17 protein-coding genes are annotated in these 17711 nt (G+C 71.9%); 11 read left to right on the top strand and 6 right to left on the bottom strand.

The features are described 5' to 3' along the window. The first annotated feature begins 89 nt into the window (after positions 1–89). The 4 genes from ACWGI6_RS18175 to ACWGI6_RS18160 all read left to right on the top strand — a co-directional run bounded on the left by ACWGI6_RS18175 (position 90) and on the right by ACWGI6_RS18160 (position 4114). Positions 90–1211, top strand: a complete 1122-nt coding sequence (locus ACWGI6_RS18175) for an epoxide hydrolase family protein (RefSeq protein WP_453268430.1) — start codon at positions 90–92, stop codon at positions 1209–1211. 28 nt (positions 1212–1239) lie between these two features. Continuing rightward, the gene (locus ACWGI6_RS18170) at positions 1240–2463 is read left to right on the top strand and encodes a cytochrome P450 (RefSeq protein WP_393910161.1); all 1224 of its coding nucleotides are present in this window, start codon (positions 1240–1242) and stop codon (positions 2461–2463) included. A gap of 86 nt (positions 2464–2549) precedes the next feature. Continuing rightward, positions 2550–2873: a 2Fe-2S iron-sulfur cluster-binding protein gene (locus tag ACWGI6_RS18165; RefSeq protein ID WP_453268429.1), complete on the top strand. Its 324-nt coding sequence runs from the start codon at positions 2550–2552 to the stop codon at positions 2871–2873. Continuing rightward, positions 2873–4114: an NAD(P)/FAD-dependent oxidoreductase gene (locus ACWGI6_RS18160; protein ID WP_453268428.1), complete on the top strand. Its 1242-nt coding sequence runs from the start codon at positions 2873–2875 to the stop codon at positions 4112–4114. Before ACWGI6_RS18165 ends, ACWGI6_RS18160 begins: the two co-directional genes overlap by 1 nt. Positions 4115–4168: 54 nt before the next feature. On the opposite strand, the gene ACWGI6_RS18155 is transcribed toward ACWGI6_RS18160, so the two are convergent. Continuing rightward, positions 4169–4642 (bottom strand): hypothetical protein, encoded by a 474-nt coding sequence (locus ACWGI6_RS18155; protein ID WP_453268427.1) that lies wholly within the window; start codon positions 4640–4642, stop codon positions 4169–4171. Positions 4643–4803: 161 nt separating this feature from the next. On the opposite strand from ACWGI6_RS18155, the gene ACWGI6_RS18150 reads away from it, so the two are divergent. After that, a complete protein-coding gene (locus tag ACWGI6_RS18150) occupies positions 4804–5187 on the top strand; it encodes a hypothetical protein (RefSeq protein ID WP_453268426.1) in 384 nt (127 codons plus the stop codon). Between the two features lie 73 nt (positions 5188–5260). Here the strand turns inward: ACWGI6_RS18150 and ACWGI6_RS18145 are convergent, their stop codons facing one another. Beyond that, complete coding sequence (locus ACWGI6_RS18145; protein ID WP_453268425.1) at positions 5261–6292, bottom strand: zinc-binding dehydrogenase; 1032 nt, start codon at positions 6290–6292, stop codon at positions 5261–5263. Between the two features lie 117 nt (positions 6293–6409). Next, entirely contained in the window at positions 6410–6913 is a 504-nt protein-coding gene (locus ACWGI6_RS18140) for a DinB family protein (protein ID WP_453268424.1), read from the bottom strand. Between the two features lie 217 nt (positions 6914–7130). On the opposite strand from ACWGI6_RS18140, the gene ACWGI6_RS18135 reads away from it, so the two are divergent. The 4 genes from ACWGI6_RS18135 (at position 7131) to ACWGI6_RS18120 (ending at position 11557) form a co-directional block, all read left to right on the top strand. Further along, positions 7131–7661 (top strand): nuclear transport factor 2 family protein, encoded by a 531-nt coding sequence (locus tag ACWGI6_RS18135; protein WP_453268423.1) that lies wholly within the window; start codon positions 7131–7133, stop codon positions 7659–7661. A gap of 71 nt (positions 7662–7732) precedes the next feature. After that, positions 7733–8953: a cytochrome P450 gene (locus ACWGI6_RS18130; RefSeq protein WP_453268422.1), complete on the top strand. Its 1221-nt coding sequence runs from the start codon at positions 7733–7735 to the stop codon at positions 8951–8953. 4 nt (positions 8954–8957) lie between these two features. Beyond that, entirely contained in the window at positions 8958–10343 is a 1386-nt protein-coding gene (locus tag ACWGI6_RS18125) for an NDP-hexose 2,3-dehydratase family protein (protein WP_453268421.1), read from the top strand. A gap of 101 nt (positions 10344–10444) precedes the next feature. Then, positions 10445–11557 carry a winged helix DNA-binding domain-containing protein gene (locus ACWGI6_RS18120; protein ID WP_453268420.1) on the top strand — a complete coding sequence of 371 codons (1113 nt, stop codon included), beginning with the start codon at positions 10445–10447 and terminating at the stop codon, positions 11555–11557. A 65-nt stretch (positions 11558–11622) separates the two neighbouring features. Here ACWGI6_RS18120 and ACWGI6_RS18115 read toward each other — a convergent pair whose 3' ends face one another. From ACWGI6_RS18115 to ACWGI6_RS18105, 3 genes are all read right to left on the bottom strand, one after another. Beyond that, positions 11623–12561 carry an NAD-dependent epimerase/dehydratase family protein gene (locus ACWGI6_RS18115; RefSeq protein WP_453268419.1) on the bottom strand — a complete coding sequence of 313 codons (939 nt, stop codon included), beginning with the start codon at positions 12559–12561 and terminating at the stop codon, positions 11623–11625. An 11-nt stretch (positions 12562–12572) separates the two neighbouring features. Next, positions 12573–13154 carry a dTDP-4-dehydrorhamnose 3,5-epimerase family protein gene (locus ACWGI6_RS18110; RefSeq protein WP_453268418.1) on the bottom strand — a complete coding sequence of 194 codons (582 nt, stop codon included), beginning with the start codon at positions 13152–13154 and terminating at the stop codon, positions 12573–12575. A 69-nt stretch (positions 13155–13223) separates the two neighbouring features. Further along, a complete protein-coding gene (locus ACWGI6_RS18105; protein WP_453268417.1) occupies positions 13224–14456 on the bottom strand; it encodes a class I SAM-dependent methyltransferase in 1233 nt (410 codons plus the stop codon). A gap of 253 nt (positions 14457–14709) precedes the next feature. On the opposite strand from ACWGI6_RS18105, the gene ACWGI6_RS18100 reads away from it, so the two are divergent. Next, the gene (locus ACWGI6_RS18100) at positions 14710–16290 is read left to right on the top strand and encodes an MFS transporter (RefSeq protein ID WP_453268416.1); all 1581 of its coding nucleotides are present in this window, start codon (positions 14710–14712) and stop codon (positions 16288–16290) included. Positions 16291–16482: 192 nt separating this feature from the next. After that, positions 16483–17655 carry a winged helix DNA-binding domain-containing protein gene (locus tag ACWGI6_RS18095; protein WP_393910141.1) on the top strand — a complete coding sequence of 391 codons (1173 nt, stop codon included), beginning with the start codon at positions 16483–16485 and terminating at the stop codon, positions 17653–17655. Positions 17656–17711: the final 56 nt, after the last annotated feature.

Here is a 17711-nt window from a genome sequence, read left to right as displayed (position 1 = left end):
TGGTCCAGCCGGGCTCGACCCGCTGTTCAGGGCCCGCTCCTAGCCTCGGTGCGACCGAGGCAAGCCGCAGCGCTGGAGGGGACGTTCTCATGAGCCCGGCAATCACCCCGTTCCGCATCGACATTCCGCAGCCGGAGATCGACGACCTCCGCCAGCGGCTCGCCAGGACCCGCTGGCCGGAGGCGGAGACCGTCTCCGACCGGTCCCAGGGCGTCCCGCTCTCGGCCATGCAGGACCTGTGCACCTACTGGGCGGAGCGCTACGACTGGCGGGCCACCGAGGCCCGGCTGAACGCGCTGCCGCAGTTCCGTACGGAGATCGACGGGCTGGGCATCCACTTCCTGCACGTCCGCTCCCCGCACCCCGGTGCCGTACCGCTGCTGATCACCCATGGCTGGCCCGGCTCGGTGGTCGAATTCCTGGACATCGTCGGCCCGTTGACCGATCCCCCGGACCCGGCCGACGCCTTCCACGTCGTGTGCCCCTCACTGCCGGGCTACGGCTTCAGCGACAAGCCGTCCGAGGCCGGCTGGACCGCCGAGCGGATCGCGGCCGCCTGGCAGGAGCTGATGGCGCGGCTGGGGTACCCGCGCTACGCGGCGCACGGTGTGGACTGGGGGTCCTTCATCTCGGCGGTGATCGGTGAGAGCGACCGCGGCAGTCTGCTCGGGCTGCATCTGACGATGCCGTTCGCCCGTCCGCCGCAGGAGCAGGCCGAGCTGTCCGAGCGGGATCTGGCCGGGCTGGCCGCGATGAAGCGGTTCCAGCAGGAGGAGGGCGGCTACTCGGTCCTCCAGACCACCCGGCCGCAGACGCTCGGCTACGGGCTGACCGACTCACCCGCCGGCCAGCTGGCCTGGATGGCGGAGAAGTACTGGGCGTGGAGCGACCACGGCGGGGACCTGGAGAAGGTCATCTCCCGCGACCGGCTGCTGGACGCCGTGTCGGTGTCCTGGTTCACGGCGTCGGCCGCGTCATCGGCCCGGATCTACTGGGAGAGCCAGAACAAGCTCGCGCTGGCCCCCGTCCACGTCCCCACCGCCGTCGCCAACTACCCGAAGGACGGCCGGATGCCGCGGCCCTGGATCGAGGGCCGCTTCACCGATCTGCGGGAGTGGCGGGACCACGAGCACGGTGGTCACTTCCCGGCCCTGGAACAGCCCGAGAACCTCGTCCGCGAGCTGCGCGCCTTCTTCCGCACCCTGCGCTGACCCACGCCCCTTCTGGAAAGGACCCATCGTGACGACCTCTGCCACCGGACCCGGCGCGGCCACCGGCGCCAAGACGTTCCCCTATCAGCGGATGTGCCCCTTCAGCCCGCCGGCCGAGTATGCGGCGATGGCCGAGCAGGACGTCTCGCAGGTGACCCTGACCGGCTCCGGGCTGCGGATATGGACGGTGACCGGCTACCACACCATCCGCAAGCTGCTCACCGATCCGCGGCTCAGTGCCTCGCGCAAGCACGCCAACTTCCCCTTCTACTTCGTGGCGCCGCCGGAGTACCGCACCGAGACCTCGTTCATCGGGTACGACGGCGCGGAGCACACCACGACCCGGCGCAAGGCCGCACTGACCTTCACCAACCGGCAGGTGCAGCGGCTGCGTCCGCGCATCGAGCAGATCGTCGACGAGCACCTCGACCAGATGCTGGGCATGCAGCCGCCGGTCGACCTGCACCGCGTGTTCTCGCTGGCGGTGCCGATGACCGTCATCTGTGAACTCCTGGGCATCCCGCAGGACAAGCACGACTTCTTCATCAAGCACGGCACCGCCCTGCTCGGCGGCCACAGCTCCACCGAGGAGCGGCAGGCCGCCATCGTCGAGGTCAACGCCTATGTGGACGAGCTGATCCAGCTCAAGAAGCGCGAACCGGGCGACGATCTGCTCAGCCGCGCGATGGCCGACTACGCGGCGTCCGGCGAGGAGTACACCGACCGGGACCTCTTCAACATGGTGCGGCTGCTGATGAACGGCGGGCACGAGACCACCGCCAGCCAGATCTCGCTCGGTACCGCCTGCCTGCTGGAGAACCCCGACCAGCTGCAGCTGCTGCTGGACGACCCGGCGCTGGTCAAGCCCGCCGTCGAGGAGCTGGTGCGGTTCGCCACCATCGGGGACACCGCGGTGCCGCGCGTCGCGCTGGAGGACATCGAGATCGGCGGGCAGGTCATCCGCAAGGGCGACGGCATCCTGTGCCTGGGGCTGGCCGCCAACCGTGACCCGGAGACCTTTCCCGAGCCGGAGAAGCTCGACATCACCCGCGGCAGCCGCAAGCACCTCGGCTTCGGTCACGGCGTGCACCACTGCATCGGCGCTGACCTGGCGCGGCTGGAGCTGGAGATCGTGTGGAGCAAGCTCTTCCGGCGCATCCCGGCCCTTCGGCTGGCCAAGCCGTTCCTGGAGATCCCGCGCAAGGAGGGCGCGGTCATCTACGGGCTGTGGGAGCTGCCGGTCACCTGGTGACCTCCCGGGTCTCCGTGGCGCCGCACCGGCGCCCCTCGGCACCCTCACCGCCTGTCCGCCGGCCGTCATCAGACGAGGAGAGCTCCATGGCCAAGATCACCTACCGGCACCCGAACGGAACCGAGACCGTCGTCGACGTCCCGGTGCCCAACACCGTGATGCGCGCCGCGAAGATCAACAACATTGACGGGATAGAGGCCCAGTGCGGCGGTTCCGCCCAGTGCGGCACCTGCCATGTGTACATCGACGAGACCAACGCGCTGCCGTTGCCCGAGATGCACGAGTCCGAGGACGACGTCCTCTACGGCACCGCCGCCCCGCGCCGTGCGACCAGCCGCCTCAGCTGCCAGCTGCCGGTCTCCGAAGAGATCGACGGGCTGGTGGTGCACCTGCCGGAGACCCAGAGCTGATGGCGGCGCCGTCGGTCGTCGTCATCGGCGCGGGACAGGCCGGCTCGGACACCGCCGCCGCGCTGCGGTCCCACGGCTTCGGCGGGCGGATCACCCTGGTCGGCGCCGAGGACACCCTGCCCTACCAACGGCCCCCGCTGTCCAAGAAGTTCCTCGCCGGTACCAAGAACAGCGCCGATCTCGCCCTGCGCCCCGCCTCGTTCCACACCGCCCAGGACATCGAGTTCGTGGCCCGGGACCCGGCCGTACGCCTCGACCGGGACAGCGGCCGGGTCACGCTCGCCTCCGGGCGCTCCCTCGGCTACCAGCACCTGGTCCTGGCCGTCGGCGCACGCCCGCGCCGGCTCTCCGTGCCCGGCGCCGAGCTGGACGGGGTGCTGACCCTGCGCACCCTCTCCGACGCCGCCCGGCTGCGGGACCGGCTGCGCGACGTCGGTCATCTCCTGGTGATCGGGGGCGGGTTCGTGGGACTGGAGGTCGCCGCGACGGCGCGGGCGGCCGGGCTGGAGGTGACCGTCGTCGAGGCCGGAACCCGCCTGTTGGCGCGTTCGGTCAGCGGCGCGATGTCGACACATCTGCTCGCCGAGCACCGTGCCCACGGCGTCCGGGTCCTGCTCTCCCGCGCCGTGACGGCCCTGCGCGGCGACGGCACGGGCCGTGTGCGGGGGGCCGAACTGGACGGCGGGGAACGGATCGCGGCGGATCTGGTGGTCGTCGGCATCGGCGCACTGCCGGACGTCGGGTTGGCCGCCGAGGCCGGCCTCGCCGTCGACGACGGCATCCTCGTCGACGGGCACCTGCGTACCGGCGACCCCGCCGTGTACGCGATCGGCGACTGTGCCCGGTTCCCCAGCCCGCACACCGGGCGCCCGCTCCGCCTGGAATCGGTGCAGAACGCGGCCGACCAGGCCCGCTGTGTGGCCGCCACGCTCTGCGGGGCGCCCCGTCCGTACGCGGCACTGCCGTGGTTCTGGACCGAGCAGCACGGGCTGCGGCTGCAGATCGCCGGGATCGGCGACGGACACGACCGGGTGGTGACCGTCGGCGATCCCGGCACCGGCCGGTTCTCGCTGCTGTGTTACCGAGGCCGGCGGCTGCTGGCCACGGAGTCGGTGAACCAGCCGGCCGACCACATGATCACCCGGCGTCTGATGGGCGCGGGCGGGCCGCTGCCGACCCCGCTGGAGGCGGCCCGGCCCGGGTTCGGTTTCAAGGCCTTTCAGCAGGCCGCCGTCGTATGACGCGACGGCGCAGGGCCCGCCCCCGGTGCCGGGGCGGGCCCTGCACCGTGGTGATCAGGAACGGGTGCCGGTGTCGTGCGCCTGCACGGTGCGGGTGAGGACGTCGTTCGCGTCGTACTGCCGGGAGACACCGCTGCTGGTGAAGGTGTCGCCGGTGAGCCGGGCGCTCTGGTCGACGCTCACCCGGCCGAGGTAGTCGCCCTGTGCGCTCCAGACGGGTTCGGCGATCCGGAAGGTGAAGCGCCCGGTCCCGGCACGGGTCCAGCTGCCCGCTCCGCCGCCCACGATGAAGGCCGTACCGCCCGCGGTGAATTGCACGGTGCTGTCATAGGTCTGGCCCTCGAAGGACACCTTCAGCGCCCACCTCCCGACCGGACTTGCCGCGGCCACCCGCCCGGGGCGCCCGGCCGGACCGCCCGCTCCGGCCAGGGCCGTGGACGTACCGGCCATCGGCACCGCGGCCAGGACGGCCGCCGCCACGACGACCGGAGTCCTCAGGTGTCTGACCCTCTCTGCCGAACGCTTCATGCTGTTCCTCCCCCGCGCGGCGCGCGTCTGCTGTGGTGAAACGGTCGGGCCAGGCTGCGGCCGCCGCCTCGACGGGCGCTCGAACCACGCTGCACGGCTGCGCTCCAGCGGGGCGCGAGACGGCGCCATGACACTGGGCGGCCGCATCCCGAGGAGGCCCGATGCCGCTCCCCCGCTCCCGCCCGGACCGCGACGACCACACCTCCCCGCCGGCACCGGCCGGTGCCTGGCGGGCGCTGGTGCGGCGGCCCAGGGAGACCTCCGCCGGCACCTTCGTCTTCACCCCGCGGGGCTCGGCCCTGCTGCTCTCCGGCACCGCGGGCTGCGGCTCCTGGCGCCTCACGGGGGCGTCGGCGTTCTGCTACCGGATCACCGAGCCGCTCTTCGACGCGGACGGCCGCTGTACGGGCTGGGTGGACATCGACCAGACGGCCGTGTGCCGGGGTGCGGCGTTCACCAGTTGCGGGGTGTCCCGTGTCCATGACGCACACGGCGTCCTGCGGTACCGCGTGCCGGTGGCGGTCACCGCACGCCGGTGGGGGTGAGGGCCACCCGGTGCGCAAGGGGGCGGGCACCGGAGATCCGGTACCCGCCCCCTGGGGCCTGTTCGACGTGCCGTCAGGCGTGCGCCAGATGCAGTGCGACGTTGCCCCGGTAGGCCCCCTTGAGCAGCGACATCAGGACGACGGGCGCGTCCTCGATGCCGCCCTCGACGGCCGTGTGCGGGAAGACGAAAGTGCCTTCGGCCACCCACATCGCGAAGTGCCGCGTCCACTGAGTGATCTGCTCCGGCGTGTGGTACGTCGCGAACGGCCGCAGCTCCAGATGCTTGGTGATGGCCGTCATGAGGTCGAGCCGGGGATGCGCCTGTGCGCCGTTCTGTGCGGACAGTGCGCCGCAGAGCGCGAACCGGGCATGCGGGACCGCGACCTCGATCGCGGCCTCGAACTGTTCACCGCCGACGTTGTCGAAGAAGACCTGGATGCCGTCCGGGGCCAGCTCGCGGAGCCGGTCGACGACCGGGCCGTCGTGGTAGTCGAACGCGTCGTCGAAGCCCAGCTCGCCCACGAGGTAGTCGACCTTCTCCTGGCTGCCCGCGCTGCCGATCACCCGTGCCGCGCCCCGGCATTTGGCGATCTGCCCGGCCAGCGAGCCCACACCACCGGCGGCACCGGAGACGAACACCACGTCGCCCTTGCCGGCCCGGGCGATGTCGGCCATGCCGTAGTAGGCGGTGGGGCCCTGGCTCAGGTAGTACACCGGGCTCGGGAAGAGGTCCGGGTCCACCTTGAAGTAGGTGTTGGCCGGACCGCAGGAGTACTCGCTCCAGCCGGTCATCGACTGGACGATGTCGCCGACGGCCAGGTCCGGGCTCGCGGACCGGACCACCGTGCCCAGCGCGCCCCCTCCGAGCCGTTCGCCGACCTGGAACGGGGGCAGCGGCAGCGGGCAGTCGGCCCGCATCAGATCCTGGTAGGCCGCCGCCAGCGGCAGGTGGTCCGTACGGACCAGGACCTCGCCGGGCGCCGGCTCGGGCACCTCGACCTCGACGATGTCGAAGTGGCCGGGGGTCAGTTCACCCGCCAAGTGCTCGGACAGCCGTACCTCCCGCGCCTTCTGCGGAATGCCGGGACCCACACCAGCGCTCATGACTCTCCTTCGTGCCGTCGGCAGCCTGGGCTCAAACACCCCAGGGATATCCCGGCCCGCTCGCGCCCGCCTCGGGCGCCGGTGCAGCGCGGGGGCAGCGCGGCGGGCCGGGTGCCGTCAGGCGTCGGGGGCGGCCCGCTGCAGGTCGAAGGCGTTGGCACCGTCCAGGGATTCGCGGATGAGGTCGGCATGCCCGGCGTGCCGGGCCGCCTCCCCGATCAGATGCAGCAGGATCCACCGCACCGTACGCGGCTCGTCCTGCGGGCCCCACGGAGTCTTGGGCATCGGCACCCGCTCGTCGAAGTCCTTGACCGCGCGCACCGCTTGCGCCACTTCGGTGCCCACCCGCTCGTGCTCCGCCAGCAGACCGGCCACCGTCTCCGTCGCGGGCACCTCGAACTCGGCCTGTCCGTCGCGCTGCAGCCAGTCGGCGCCCCGGCCGGCGATGACCGGGATCCAGGCCGGCTCCCCGCGCACGGCGTGGGTGAGCAGCGACGCCAGTGACAGCGTGCTGACGCTGGGGGTGCTGCGTGCTTGTTCTTCGGTGAGGCCGACGAGCGCCCGGCGCAGCACCTCGCGGTGCTCCTGCCAGGCGGCCAACAGCTCTTCACATTCATCCATCCGCGGGTCCGCCGGGGTCGGCATGCCGATCGCCTCTCGTCCGTGCTGGTGGTACAGCGCCGCCCTGCGGCACCGGCCTGCACAACGTCGCACGTCCGGCCGGGGACACGCGGCGCTGTAGTGCCTCTCCAGGACGCATCCAGCTCAGCACGTCACCGTGGACGGCGCCACGGAGCCACCCGGCGACGGTGGCGCGCCATGACCGGAAGGAGTCGTTGTGTCCCAGGTATCGCAGGGCACCGTGCAGCGGGTGACCGCGGATCTGTATGTCGAGGTGCAGCAGTTCTACGCACGGCAGATGCCGCTGCTGGAAGCCCGGAAGCTGGAGGAGTTCCTGGAGACCCTGACCGAGGACGGCTCGATCGAGCACCGTCCCGGCGGCTGGAAGCTGGAGGGGCGCCGGCAGCTGCTGACCGAGATGCAGGCGCGCCGCGGGGACCCGGAACGGCCGCTCGTCGAGGAGATCTCGCCCCGCGAGGCGCGGGAGCGGAACGTCTCGTACTACGACGGGCTGGTGTACCGGTACTGGTTCGACCGGATGCATATCGAGCCGGTCGACGAGGACACCTTGCAGGTGCGCTACCAGGCGATCGTGAGCATGACCGACGCCGCGGGCAAGGTCAGCTTCGAGCCGACGACCGTCGTGGACGACGTCCTGGTCCGTATCGACGGTGCGCTGTACACCCGTTCACGCGTCGTCACCCACGACTCCCCCGCCTGGGCCGACAAGATCCACAACCCGTCCTGAGCAGCCCGGCCGGCCCCGGCCGCTCCTGGTCCGATCCGATCCGAAAAGGCCGCACACCGCGGAGGTGCCCCTTGTCCGCCTGCCCCGTCTCAGACGCGTTCCCCTTCCCCGGCTCGTCCTACCACGGCCCGGCCCCGCACTACGCCCGGCTGCGCACCGAACAGCCGGTGGTCCGGGTGCGGACGGCAGGCGGTGTGGACGCCTGGCTGGTCACCCGGTACGAGGACGTCCGGGCGGCCCTGGCCGACCCGCGGCTCAGCAGGGCCGAGACCTGCCGGCCCGGGGCCCCGCGGATCGGCGGGTCGATGACGACCACACCCGAGATGATCATTTCGCTGGACGGTGCCGAACACGCCCGGCTGCGCAAGCTGGTGATCGGCGCGTTCACCACACGGCGCGTCGAGCAGATGCGGCCCGGTGTGCAGAAAGTGGCCGACGAGCTGCTGGACGACATGGCCGACCGCGGCGGTCCGGTGGATCTGGTGCAGCAGCTGACGGTGCCGCTGCCGCTGACGGTCATCGGTGAACTGCTCGGCGTCCCGCGCGAGGATCTGCGGCAGTTCGAGATCTACGCCCGCGCCTTCGCCACGGTCGACGACCGGGCCGGCGGTGAGGAGTCCCTGGCCGGCCTGGCCAAGCTCAACGAGTACATCGTCGGCCTGATCGCCGACAAGCGGGCCGACCCCACCGACGACATGCTCTCGGATCTGATCGCGGCCCGGGACAACGACGACCGGCTCAGCGAACAGGAGCTGGTGACGTTCGGTTTCACCCTCATCGGCGCCGGTTTCGACACCACCGCCAACCAGCTCGCCAACTCCGTGCTGGCGCTGGTGGCCGGGCACCGTGACCAGTGGCGCGCACTCGTCGAGGACCCCGGCCGGATACCGGACGCCGTCGAGGAACTGCTGCGGCACGTCAACCTGTTCGCCACCGACACCTCCGGGTTCCCGCGGATGGCCGTCGAGGATCTGGAGATCGGCGGGGTGCACATCGCCGCGGGCGAGCCGGTCCTGCTGTCCCTCGCCTCCGCCAACCGCGATCCGTCGGTCTTCGACGACCCGGACCGGCTGGACCTCTCCCGCGGCCGCAATCCGCACATCTCCTTCGGCCACGGCATCCACTACTGCCTCGGCAAGCAGCTCGGCCGGATGGAGATGGAGATCGCCCTGGCCGGACTGCTGCGGCGCTTCCCGGACCTGCGGCTGGCCGTACCCGAGAGCGAACTCCCCTGGCACACGGGCGAGATCAACCACACCCTGACCAGTCTTCCGGTCACCTGGGGAGCCTGAGGCCATGGCCACCGCCACGCCCTCCCGTACGGCAGCGGATCCGGCGGAGCGCTTCGCGTGCTCCGCCGCGGTGACCGAGGCCGGCTCGTGGCTGCGCACCGCCGAGGTCCCCGGCTGGATGGCGGAGCGTCACGCGTCCCACCGCTTCGCGGTGCGGCGCATCCCGTTCGCGGCGCTGACCGGTTGGTCCTTCGACCCCGGCTCCGGGAACCTCGGACATGACAGCGGGCGCTTCTTCACCGTGGAGGGGTTGCAGGTCTCGGTCGGCAGCGGACCGTTCCCGCACTGGCAGCAGCCCATCATCAAGCAACCGGAAGTCGGCATCCTGGGCATCCTCGCCAAGGAGTTCGACGGAGTGCTGCACTTCCTGATGCAGGCCAAGATGGAGCCGGGCAACCGCAATCTGCTGCAGCTGTCGCCGACCGTGCAGGCCACCCGCAGCAACTACACCAAGGTGCACCGCGGCGCGGACGTCCCGTACCTCGGCCACTTCCTGCGGCCCGCCCCGGGCAGTGTGGTGGCCGATGTGCTGCAGTCCGAACACGGTTCCTGGTTCTTCCGCAAGAGCAACCGGAACATGATCGTCGAGACCCGCGACGAGGTGCCGGTGGCCGAGGACTTCTGCTGGCTGACGCTGGGACAGATCGGCCGGCTGCTGCGCCGGGACAACGTCGTGAACATGGATGCCCGGTCGGTTCTGGCGGGTGTGCCGACCGGCGGCGCTCCGGCGTCCGGCGCGCCGTGCTGCGACACGGATCTGCTGTCCTGGATCACCGCGGAGCGCTCCCGCCACACGGTCAGCGCCGAGCGCATCCCCCTGGACGCGGTGGCGGGCTGGCGGCGCGGGCCGCACACGATCGAGCGCGCGGACGGCCGGTACTTCCGTGTGGTGGCGGTGGCCGTCGAGGCCGGCAGCCGCGAGGTGGCGGGCTGGAGCCAGCCCCTGATCGAGCCGTGCGCACCGGGTGTCACCGCCTTCCTCACCCGCCGTATCGGAGGCATTCCCCATGTGCTGGTGCACGCACGGGTGGAGGGCGGCTTCCTCGACACCGTCGAGCTCGGGCCGACCGTCCAGTGCGTGCCGGGCAACCACGCCCCGCTGCCCCCCGGGGACCGGCCGCCGTTCCTCGACACGGTGCTGACGGCCGGGCCCGGCCGTATCCGGTACGAGGCGGTCCACTCCGAGGAGGGCGGCCGTTTCCTCAACGCCGAGAGCCGCTATCTGCTCGTCGAGGCGTCGGACGACGTACCGGAGGTCCTGCCGCCCGGCTACCGGTGGGTCACGCCCGGCATGCTCGGTGCGCTGGTCCGGCACGGCCACTACCTCAACGTCCAGGCGCGCAGCCTGCTCTCGCTGCTCACCACCGGCGCCGCCGTCCTCCAGGACTGACCGCGGCACCGGAGGGGTGGTGCGGCCGCAAGGGGCGGTGCGGCCTCAAGTGACGGTGCGGCCTCAAGTGGCGGTCGAGCGCGGACGGCGACAATGCGCGCATGTCCCCGCTCTCCCTGCGTACCCTCAACCGCACCTACCTCGAACGGCAGTTACTGCTGGACCGCGCCGGCCGCACCCCTCTCGAAGCCGTCGGGCATCTGATGGGCCTGCAGGGCCAGGAGCCCGACGCTCCCTATGTGGGCCTGTGGGCGCGGCTCGCCGGATTCCGGCACGACGCACTGACGGCGTTGCTGCACGACCGTTCCGTCGTCCGCGCCAAGCTCCAGCGCAATACCCAGCACCTGGTGGACGCCCGGGATTTCCGTACGCTGCATCCGCTGCTGGCCCCGGTGCTGGGCAAGGCCCGCCAGGGTGCGTTCGGGCGGGCCGTCCATGGGCTCGGCACGGACGAACTGGTGTGTGCGGGGCGGGAGTTGCTGAGCGGCGACGGTCTCACCCGCCCGCAGCTGGGCCGTGCGCTGGCGGCGCGGTTCCCCGGGCGGGACAGCCTCGCCCTGGCCTATGTGGTGCAGTCGCTGGTGGCGCATGTGCACCCACCGCCCAGCGGCGTCTGGGGCCATCGCGGCACCACTCCGGTGGTCCTCGCGGAGGAGTGGCTCGGCCGCCCGACGGCGGAGCCGCCCCGCATCGACGAGATGATCCTGCGCTATCTGGCGGCCTACGGGCCGGCCGGCGTGATGGACATCCAGGCGTGGTGCGGTCTGACCAGGCTGCGGGCGGTGGTCGACGGCATGCGGTCGCGGCTGCGGGTGTACCACGACACGTCGGGCCGGGAGCTGTTCGACGTGCCCGGTGCTCCCCTCGCGGACCCGGACCGGCCCGTGCCGGTGCGCTTTCTGCCGCCCTTCGACAACCTCGTCCTCAGCCATGCGGACCGGACGCGGGTGATCGACGACGAGGACCGCAGACGGGTGATCACCGGCAGCGAGGTACGCCCCGTGTTCCTGGTCGACGGCTTTGTGCGTGGCATCTGGTCCCGGCGGGACGGCAGCGTGGAGGTCACCCCGTTCCGGCCACTGGCACCCGACGAGGCGGCCGCGGTCCGGGAGGAGGCCGGGCTGCTGCTCGGCTTTCTGCGGGGGCCTGACGGTACGGGCGCCGAGGGGCGGCGGCGCGCGGCGGCCGCAACGGGCGAGGTCCTGATCGGCTGAGCGATGCGACGGGCCGGTGACCCCGTGGGCGGCGGTCACCGGCCCCCGTGTCGGGGCCACCCGGCTCAGGCGACGCCCACGGTCTCCCACATATCGCGGAACGAGGTGGCCAGGGCGTAGCGCGGGCGCCAGCCCAGGGACCGCTCGGCCCGGGAGCGGTCCACCTGGATCCAGTCCGCGCCGGCGCTGCGGCTGCGTACCTCGTCCAGGCGGACCCGGACCGCGTCCGGCGACAGACCGCTGACCGTGATCAGGGTGCGGACCATCGTGTGGATGTCCACCGCCGTGCCCCGCCCGATGTTCACCAGCGGCGCGGCGGGCCGGACCGCGGCCGCGGCGAGCACCGCGTCGGCCGCGTCCCTGACATCGACATAGTCGCGGCGCGCCGCGGCCACCGTGACGTCGAGCCCTTCGGCCGGGTCGGCCTGCCGCAGCCGGGCCGCCAGGACACCGAAGAAGCTCTCCTTCGCCGGGTGCGGCCCGACGGTGTTGGTCAGCCGCAGCACCGAGCCCTGGACGTCCCCGCGGCGGACCGCCTCCAGCACCAGACGCGACGCGGTCAGCTTCGCCTGCGCGTACAGGGATGCCGGACGCGGTGCGACGTCCTCGTCGAGGGACGTGCCGGCCGGGACCGGGCCGTACTCGTGGATGGTGCCCAGGTGCACCAGCCGGACCGGGTCGGGGAGCCGCGGCAGGGCGGCCAGCAGCCGTTCCACCGGGCGGACATTGGCGTGCGCCATCTCCTCGGGCGTACTCCCCCAGCCGAGGGTGGCGTTGACCACCGTGTCCACGCCTTCGTCCGCCAGGATCGCGGCGAGCCCGGCCCCCGTGCACCGGGCCAGATCGAGCGGCAGGAACGGATAGCGGCGCAGGTGCGGGGCGTTGCTGCGGGCGATCGCGACGACCTCCGTCCCCCGGGCCGCGAACGCCGCGCACAGGTGCCGGCCCACACAGCCGCTGGCGCCCAGGACCGCGACCCGGCGGGGCAGTTCTGTCGTGGTCATCGAGGCTCCCGTCAGACCCGTGCGCAGTCCGCATAGCGGGGCAGCAGCCCCTGGGCCGTGGCCTGTGCCAGGCCGGGGGCGACGCGGTCCCGGTCGGAGAGGACGAAGGCGGTGCCGGCCGGCCACGGCAGGGCGAGCTCCTTGTCCAAGGGGCTGATGGCCAGCTCCCGTTCGGCCCGGTAGCCGGTGGACACCAGGTACGACATGACGGTGTCGTCCTCCAGGGCGAGGAAGGCGTGCCCCACGCCTTCGGGGTAGTAGGCGGCCCGGCAGGTGCTCTCGTCCATGTCCACGGTGTCCCAGGCGCCGAACGTCGGGGATCCCAGCCGCAGATCGACCACCACATCGAGGGCCCGGCCGCGGGCGCAGTGGACGTACTTGGCCTGGCCGGGTGGCGCCGTGGTGAAGTGCACACCGCGCAGCACCCCGCGGGCCGATCTGCTGTGGTTGGTCTGTGCCACCGGGAAGGGACGGCCGACGGCGGCGAGGAACGCCTCCTCCTGCAGCGGCGAGACGAACAGTCCCCGCTGGTCGGCATGGACGTCCGGGGTGAACTCGAAGGCGCCGGACACGGCGAGCTCTCGGGTGCGCACGGGCTCACCACCGTCCCTGACGGGGCGTGGGAGCGACGGCCGGCGGCGCGTACGGCGCGGTTGCCGCCCTCACAGGACCGTGATTTCCGGGAGCGGGAAGACCAGTTTTCCGCCGTGCGCGAGGTAGGAGGCCTCCCGCTCGATGAAGCCGTCACGGTAGATCCAGGGCAGGACGAGGAGCTGGTCCGGTGCGAGGGCCTTGGCGTCTGCCTCGGACACGATCGGGATGCCGGTGCCGGGGGTGAAGCAGCCGGCCTTCTCCTCGTTGGGTTCGCCGATGCAGGGCAGGTCGTCGGGGCCCAGGCCGCAGTACTGGAGGATGACATTGCCCTTGGTGGAGGCGCCGTAGCCGACGGTCAGCTTCCCGGCCTTGCGGGAGTCCGCGAGGAACTCCACCAGCTGGTCGCGGGAGTCGACGGCCCGCCGGGCGAACGCCTCGTAGGGGGCCGGGGTGTCGAGCCCCAGCTTCCGCTCGTGGGCCCGGATGCCGGCAAGGGCGGTGTGGTCGACGGGGTGCCGGCTGCCCTTCTTGGCCAGCGTCAGCGAGAGGCTGCCCCCGTATACGTCGGTGAGCCGGGCGCCGATGACCGTGAGCCCCGTGCGCTCGGCCATCCATTCGATCTGCCGCAGCGCGTAGTACTCCAGGTGCTCGTGGCAGACCACGTCGTAGGCGGTGGCCTCCAGCATGGCCGGCATATAGCTCTGCTCCATCACCCACACACCGTCGTCGGCGAGGATGCCGGCGACGTCGCGCATGAAGTCGAGCGGGCGCGGGAGGTCGTAGAACATCGCGATGGAGGTGACGGCTTTGGCGCGCCGGGCGCCGAACCGCTCGGTGAACACCTGCCGGGAGAAGAAGTCGGTGACCAGCTCCGCGTTCGGCGGGTAGGAGGCGCGGAACTTCTCCCCGGACGGGTCGATGCCGACCAGAGCGAGGCCGTTGCGGGGGTAGCAGCTCAGCAGGGTGCCGTCGTTGCTGCCGATGTCCAGCACCAGGTCGCCGGGGCCGAGTTCGACCAGTTCGTTGATCGCCGCCACCTTGCCGCGCAGGTGCTGGATCATGAACGGCCGGATGCCCGAGCGGTAGCCGTAGTGCTCGCCGTACATCAGCCCCAGGTCGGCGGTGTGCCGCAGCTGCAGCAGACCGCAGCCGTCGGGCGAGCACATCACCAACTCCAGCGGGACGGTGGGGATGCGCTGATCCGGCGTCGCGGGGAAGACGCCCGTGAGGGCGGAGGGGCCCAGGTCGAGCACGGGCAACAGGGTGCGGTTGTCGCAGATGCGGCAGGCATCGATGACCATTCGTCCTCCAGGGCGCGTCGGAACGGCGAGCCGGGCCGGCTCGGACGGCAATCACCGTCGTGGACCGGACTCGAACGCCCGTGGAGCGCCGCTGAAGGCCTGCGTCTGCACGGTCCGGCGGCCGGCGCCGTCCGCTGCCGTGCCCCCGCCCGACGGAGGCGGAACCCCTCGCTCCGGCGAGACCCGAGCGCGGCTCTAGCGCGGTACAGCAAGATCGGTCGACACGCCCGAACCCCCGTATCAGGAGAGGCCCATGAGCTCCGCCCGCGAAACAGCGGCACCGGTCGCGGATGCCCGGCGCTGGATGGCACTGGCCGTATTACTGACCGCTACCCTGCTGGATCTGCTCGACGCGACGATCATCAACATCGCGATTCCGAGCATCCAGCGGGACATCCATGCTACCTACACTGCCGTTCAGTGGATCGCGGCAGGCTACACGCTCGCGTTCGCCATCGGCCTGGTCACCGGTGGCCGGCTCGGCGACATCTTCGGACGCAAGAAAGTCTTCCTGCTCGCCATGGCCGGCTTCACCCTGGCGTCCGCGCTGTCGGGGCTGGCGACCGGCCCGGACATGCTGATCATCTCCCGTGTGCTGCAGGGCGGGATGGCCGCGATGATGGTGCCGCAGGTGCTGTCGATCATCCATGTCACCTTCGCTCCGGAGGAGAGCGGCAAGGTCTTCGGGATGTTCGGTGCCGTCTGCGGCATCGGGGCGGTCTCCGGCCCGGTCATCGGCGCCCTGCTGACCGAGTGGAACCTCTTCGGCCTCGAATGGCGCCCGATCTTCCTGGTCAATCTGCCGATCGGGATCGCCGGTCTGGTCCTCGGCCACCGCTTCGTCCGTGAGTCCAAGGCGCCCAGCGCGCCACGCCTGGACCTGGTCGGCGTCACGCTCGTCACGCTCGCGCTGTTCATGCTGCTCTTCCCGCTCACCCGCGGCCGCGACCTGGGCTGGCCGGCCTGGTGCCTGGCCTCCATGGCCGGCAGCATCGTCATGTTCGTGCTGTTCGTCCTGCACCAGCGCACCAAGGTCCGCAAGAATGCCTCCCCGCTGCTGGAGCTCTCGCTGTTCCGGATCCGGAGCTTTGCGGCCGGCATCGCCGTCCAGCTGACCTTCGGTACCTCCTTCGGGTTGTTCTCCCTCACCGGCGCGCTCTACATGCAGGTCGGCCTGGGCTGGACGCCGTTGCGGGCCGCGCTGACGAGCCTGCTGTTCGGCGCGACCATGGCCGGTGTCGCCATGGTCGCCGTGCCGAAGCTCGTACCGCGGTTCGGCCGCAAGGTGCTGCAGGCCGGGGCGCTGCTGATGATCGTCGGACTGGGCCTCTACGGCTGGATCGCCCACCAGCAGGGAACCGGGGTCACACCGGCGCAGATCGCCGTCCCCCTGGTCGTGGGCGGCTGCGGCCTCGGCATGATCATGGCGCCGCTGACCAGCGCGGTGCTGTCCGAAGTGCCCGGTCAGCACGCCGGGTCCGCATCCGGCCTCATCAACACGATCAACCAGGTGGGTCTGTCCCTGGGCCTGGGGCTGACGTCGGTGGCCTTCTTCAACGTCGTGGACGACGCCGGCCAGCCGGCGCCGACCGGCGGTACCCCCTTCATCACGGCGTTCACCCACTCGCTGTGGTGGGTGATCGGCGGTATGGCGCTGGCGTTCCTGCTGATGTTCGCCCTGCCGAAGGCCGCTCAGGCCCAGTTCGCGGCGCCCGCCGAGGACGCCGCCGAGGACCCGGCCGCCGCCTCCGGCACCTCGTCGCCCGACGACTCCCCGGCGCTGCGCGACGAGGCCGTGCCGGCCACGAACGAACCGACACCCACCGTCGGCTGACACCCCGCCGCCGCGCCCGACCGGGCCGGCCCGTGGCCCCTTCCGGTGCCCACGGGCCGGCCGTCGTGCTGCGCCGGGATCCGGACCCGCGAGGGGAGTGCCGGTCGAGCCGACCACGAGTATCCATGGGTAGGTTCACCAGTCCGTCCGCCGCCGGGGACGGCGCCGCCAGGAACAAGGAAGTGATCACTGATGAGCGACACCACCCGCGACGCCGTGCGGATGCGGTGGCCCGCGGTCTCCGCCCGGCGTCTGGAGCGCAGCGCCCTCGCCGCGCCGTCACCGCATCTGGACCCCGCGGGGATCGTCGGCGCCCTGTGCGGTGCGCATGCCCAGGTGCTGAGCGCCGCCGAACTCTCCCTCGGCATGCGGGGCGAGGGCATCACCCGGAGCGTGGTGCGCAAGGCGCTGTGGGACGAGGCCGGGCTGATCAAGATGTACGGGCCGCGGGGCACCGTCCATCTGCTGCCGGCGGCCGAACTGCCGATGTGGGTGGGCGCCCTGACCGCGCTGCCGCCCTCGCCCAGCCCGTTCACCAAAGACGTCCGGATGAGCCCCGAGCAGACGGAAGAGGTCATCGCGGCCATCGGCGCGGCCCTGCGGGACGCCGAACTGACCGTCGACGAGCTCAGCGAGGCCGTCATCGCCGCCACCGGCCCCTGGGCCGGCGACCTGGTCATGCCCGCCTTCCAGGGGATGTGGCCGCGCTGGCGGCAGGCCATCACCCTCGCCTCGCACCGCGGGCAGCTGTGCTTCGGCCCGAACCGCGGCCGCAAGGTGACGTACACCCACCCGCAGCATCTGACCGGTGGCCGCCCCACGGAGGGCACGGCGGCGCTGGCCCGGCTCGTGGAGCGGTATCTGCACGCCTACGGCCCGGCGACTCCGCAGAACTTCGCGCAGTGGCTCAATGTCTCACCTCGCTGGGCCACCGAGCTGTTCGAGTCCCTGGCCGGTGCGCTCCAGCGCGTCGATCTGGAGGGCACGGCGGCCTGGGTGAACGCGGGCGACACCGAAACGCCCGCCGAACCACCGTGCGGGGTGCGGCTGTTGCCGTACTTCGACGCCTATGTGGTGGCCTGCCGGCCCCGTGACCGGCTCTACCCGGGAGCCATGGCGCAGCGGGCGCTGACCCCGAGCGGCCAGGCCGGCAACTATCCGGTCCTGCTGGTCGACGGCGTGGTCAGCGGCGTCTGGCACCAGCGGCGGTCCGGCCGCCGGCTGGCCGTCACCGTCGAGCCGAGCACCCCTTTGACGACCGCGCAGCGCGCGGAGCTCGACACACAGGTGGAGCGGCTGGCGTTCGTGCTGGAGGGGACCGCCGAGCTCACGATCGGAACGGTCAGCGTCGGCCCCCACGCGTAACGGGCACGGCCTCGGCCCGCCCGGACCGGCCGGGCGCCCGGGGTTTCCACCGCGCC

Source organism: Streptomyces sp. NPDC054786 (assembly GCF_053611685.1).
The sequence above is the reverse complement of the archived record's forward strand: the minus strand, read 5'-3'. Positions and strand labels throughout refer to the sequence as shown.

Coding starts and splice junctions, on each gene's coding strand:
- ACWGI6_RS18175 (WP_453268430.1), top strand. CDS start 90: ATGAGCCCGGCAATCACCCCGTTCCGCATCGACATTCCGCAGCCGGAG.
- ACWGI6_RS18165 (WP_453268429.1), top strand. CDS start 2,550: ATGGCCAAGATCACCTACCGGCACCCGAACGGAACCGAGACCGTCGTC.
- ACWGI6_RS18160 (WP_453268428.1), top strand. CDS start 2,873: ATGGCGGCGCCGTCGGTCGTCGTCATCGGCGCGGGACAGGCCGGCTCG.
- ACWGI6_RS18155 (WP_453268427.1), bottom strand. CDS start 4,642: ATGAAGCGTTCGGCAGAGAGGGTCAGACACCTGAGGACTCCGGTCGTC.
- ACWGI6_RS18150 (WP_453268426.1), top strand. CDS start 4,804: ATGCCGCTCCCCCGCTCCCGCCCGGACCGCGACGACCACACCTCCCCG.
- ACWGI6_RS18145 (WP_453268425.1), bottom strand. CDS start 6,292: ATGAGCGCTGGTGTGGGTCCCGGCATTCCGCAGAAGGCGCGGGAGGTA.
- ACWGI6_RS18140 (WP_453268424.1), bottom strand. CDS start 6,913: ATGGATGAATGTGAAGAGCTGTTGGCCGCCTGGCAGGAGCACCGCGAG.
- ACWGI6_RS18125 (WP_453268421.1), top strand. CDS start 8,958: ATGGCCACCGCCACGCCCTCCCGTACGGCAGCGGATCCGGCGGAGCGC.
- ACWGI6_RS18120 (WP_453268420.1), top strand. CDS start 10,445: ATGTCCCCGCTCTCCCTGCGTACCCTCAACCGCACCTACCTCGAACGG.
- ACWGI6_RS18115 (WP_453268419.1), bottom strand. CDS start 12,561: ATGACCACGACAGAACTGCCCCGCCGGGTCGCGGTCCTGGGCGCCAGC.
- ACWGI6_RS18105 (WP_453268417.1), bottom strand. CDS start 14,456: ATGGTCATCGATGCCTGCCGCATCTGCGACAACCGCACCCTGTTGCCC.
- ACWGI6_RS18100 (WP_453268416.1), top strand. CDS start 14,710: ATGAGCTCCGCCCGCGAAACAGCGGCACCGGTCGCGGATGCCCGGCGC.
- ACWGI6_RS18095 (WP_393910141.1), top strand. CDS start 16,483: ATGAGCGACACCACCCGCGACGCCGTGCGGATGCGGTGGCCCGCGGTC.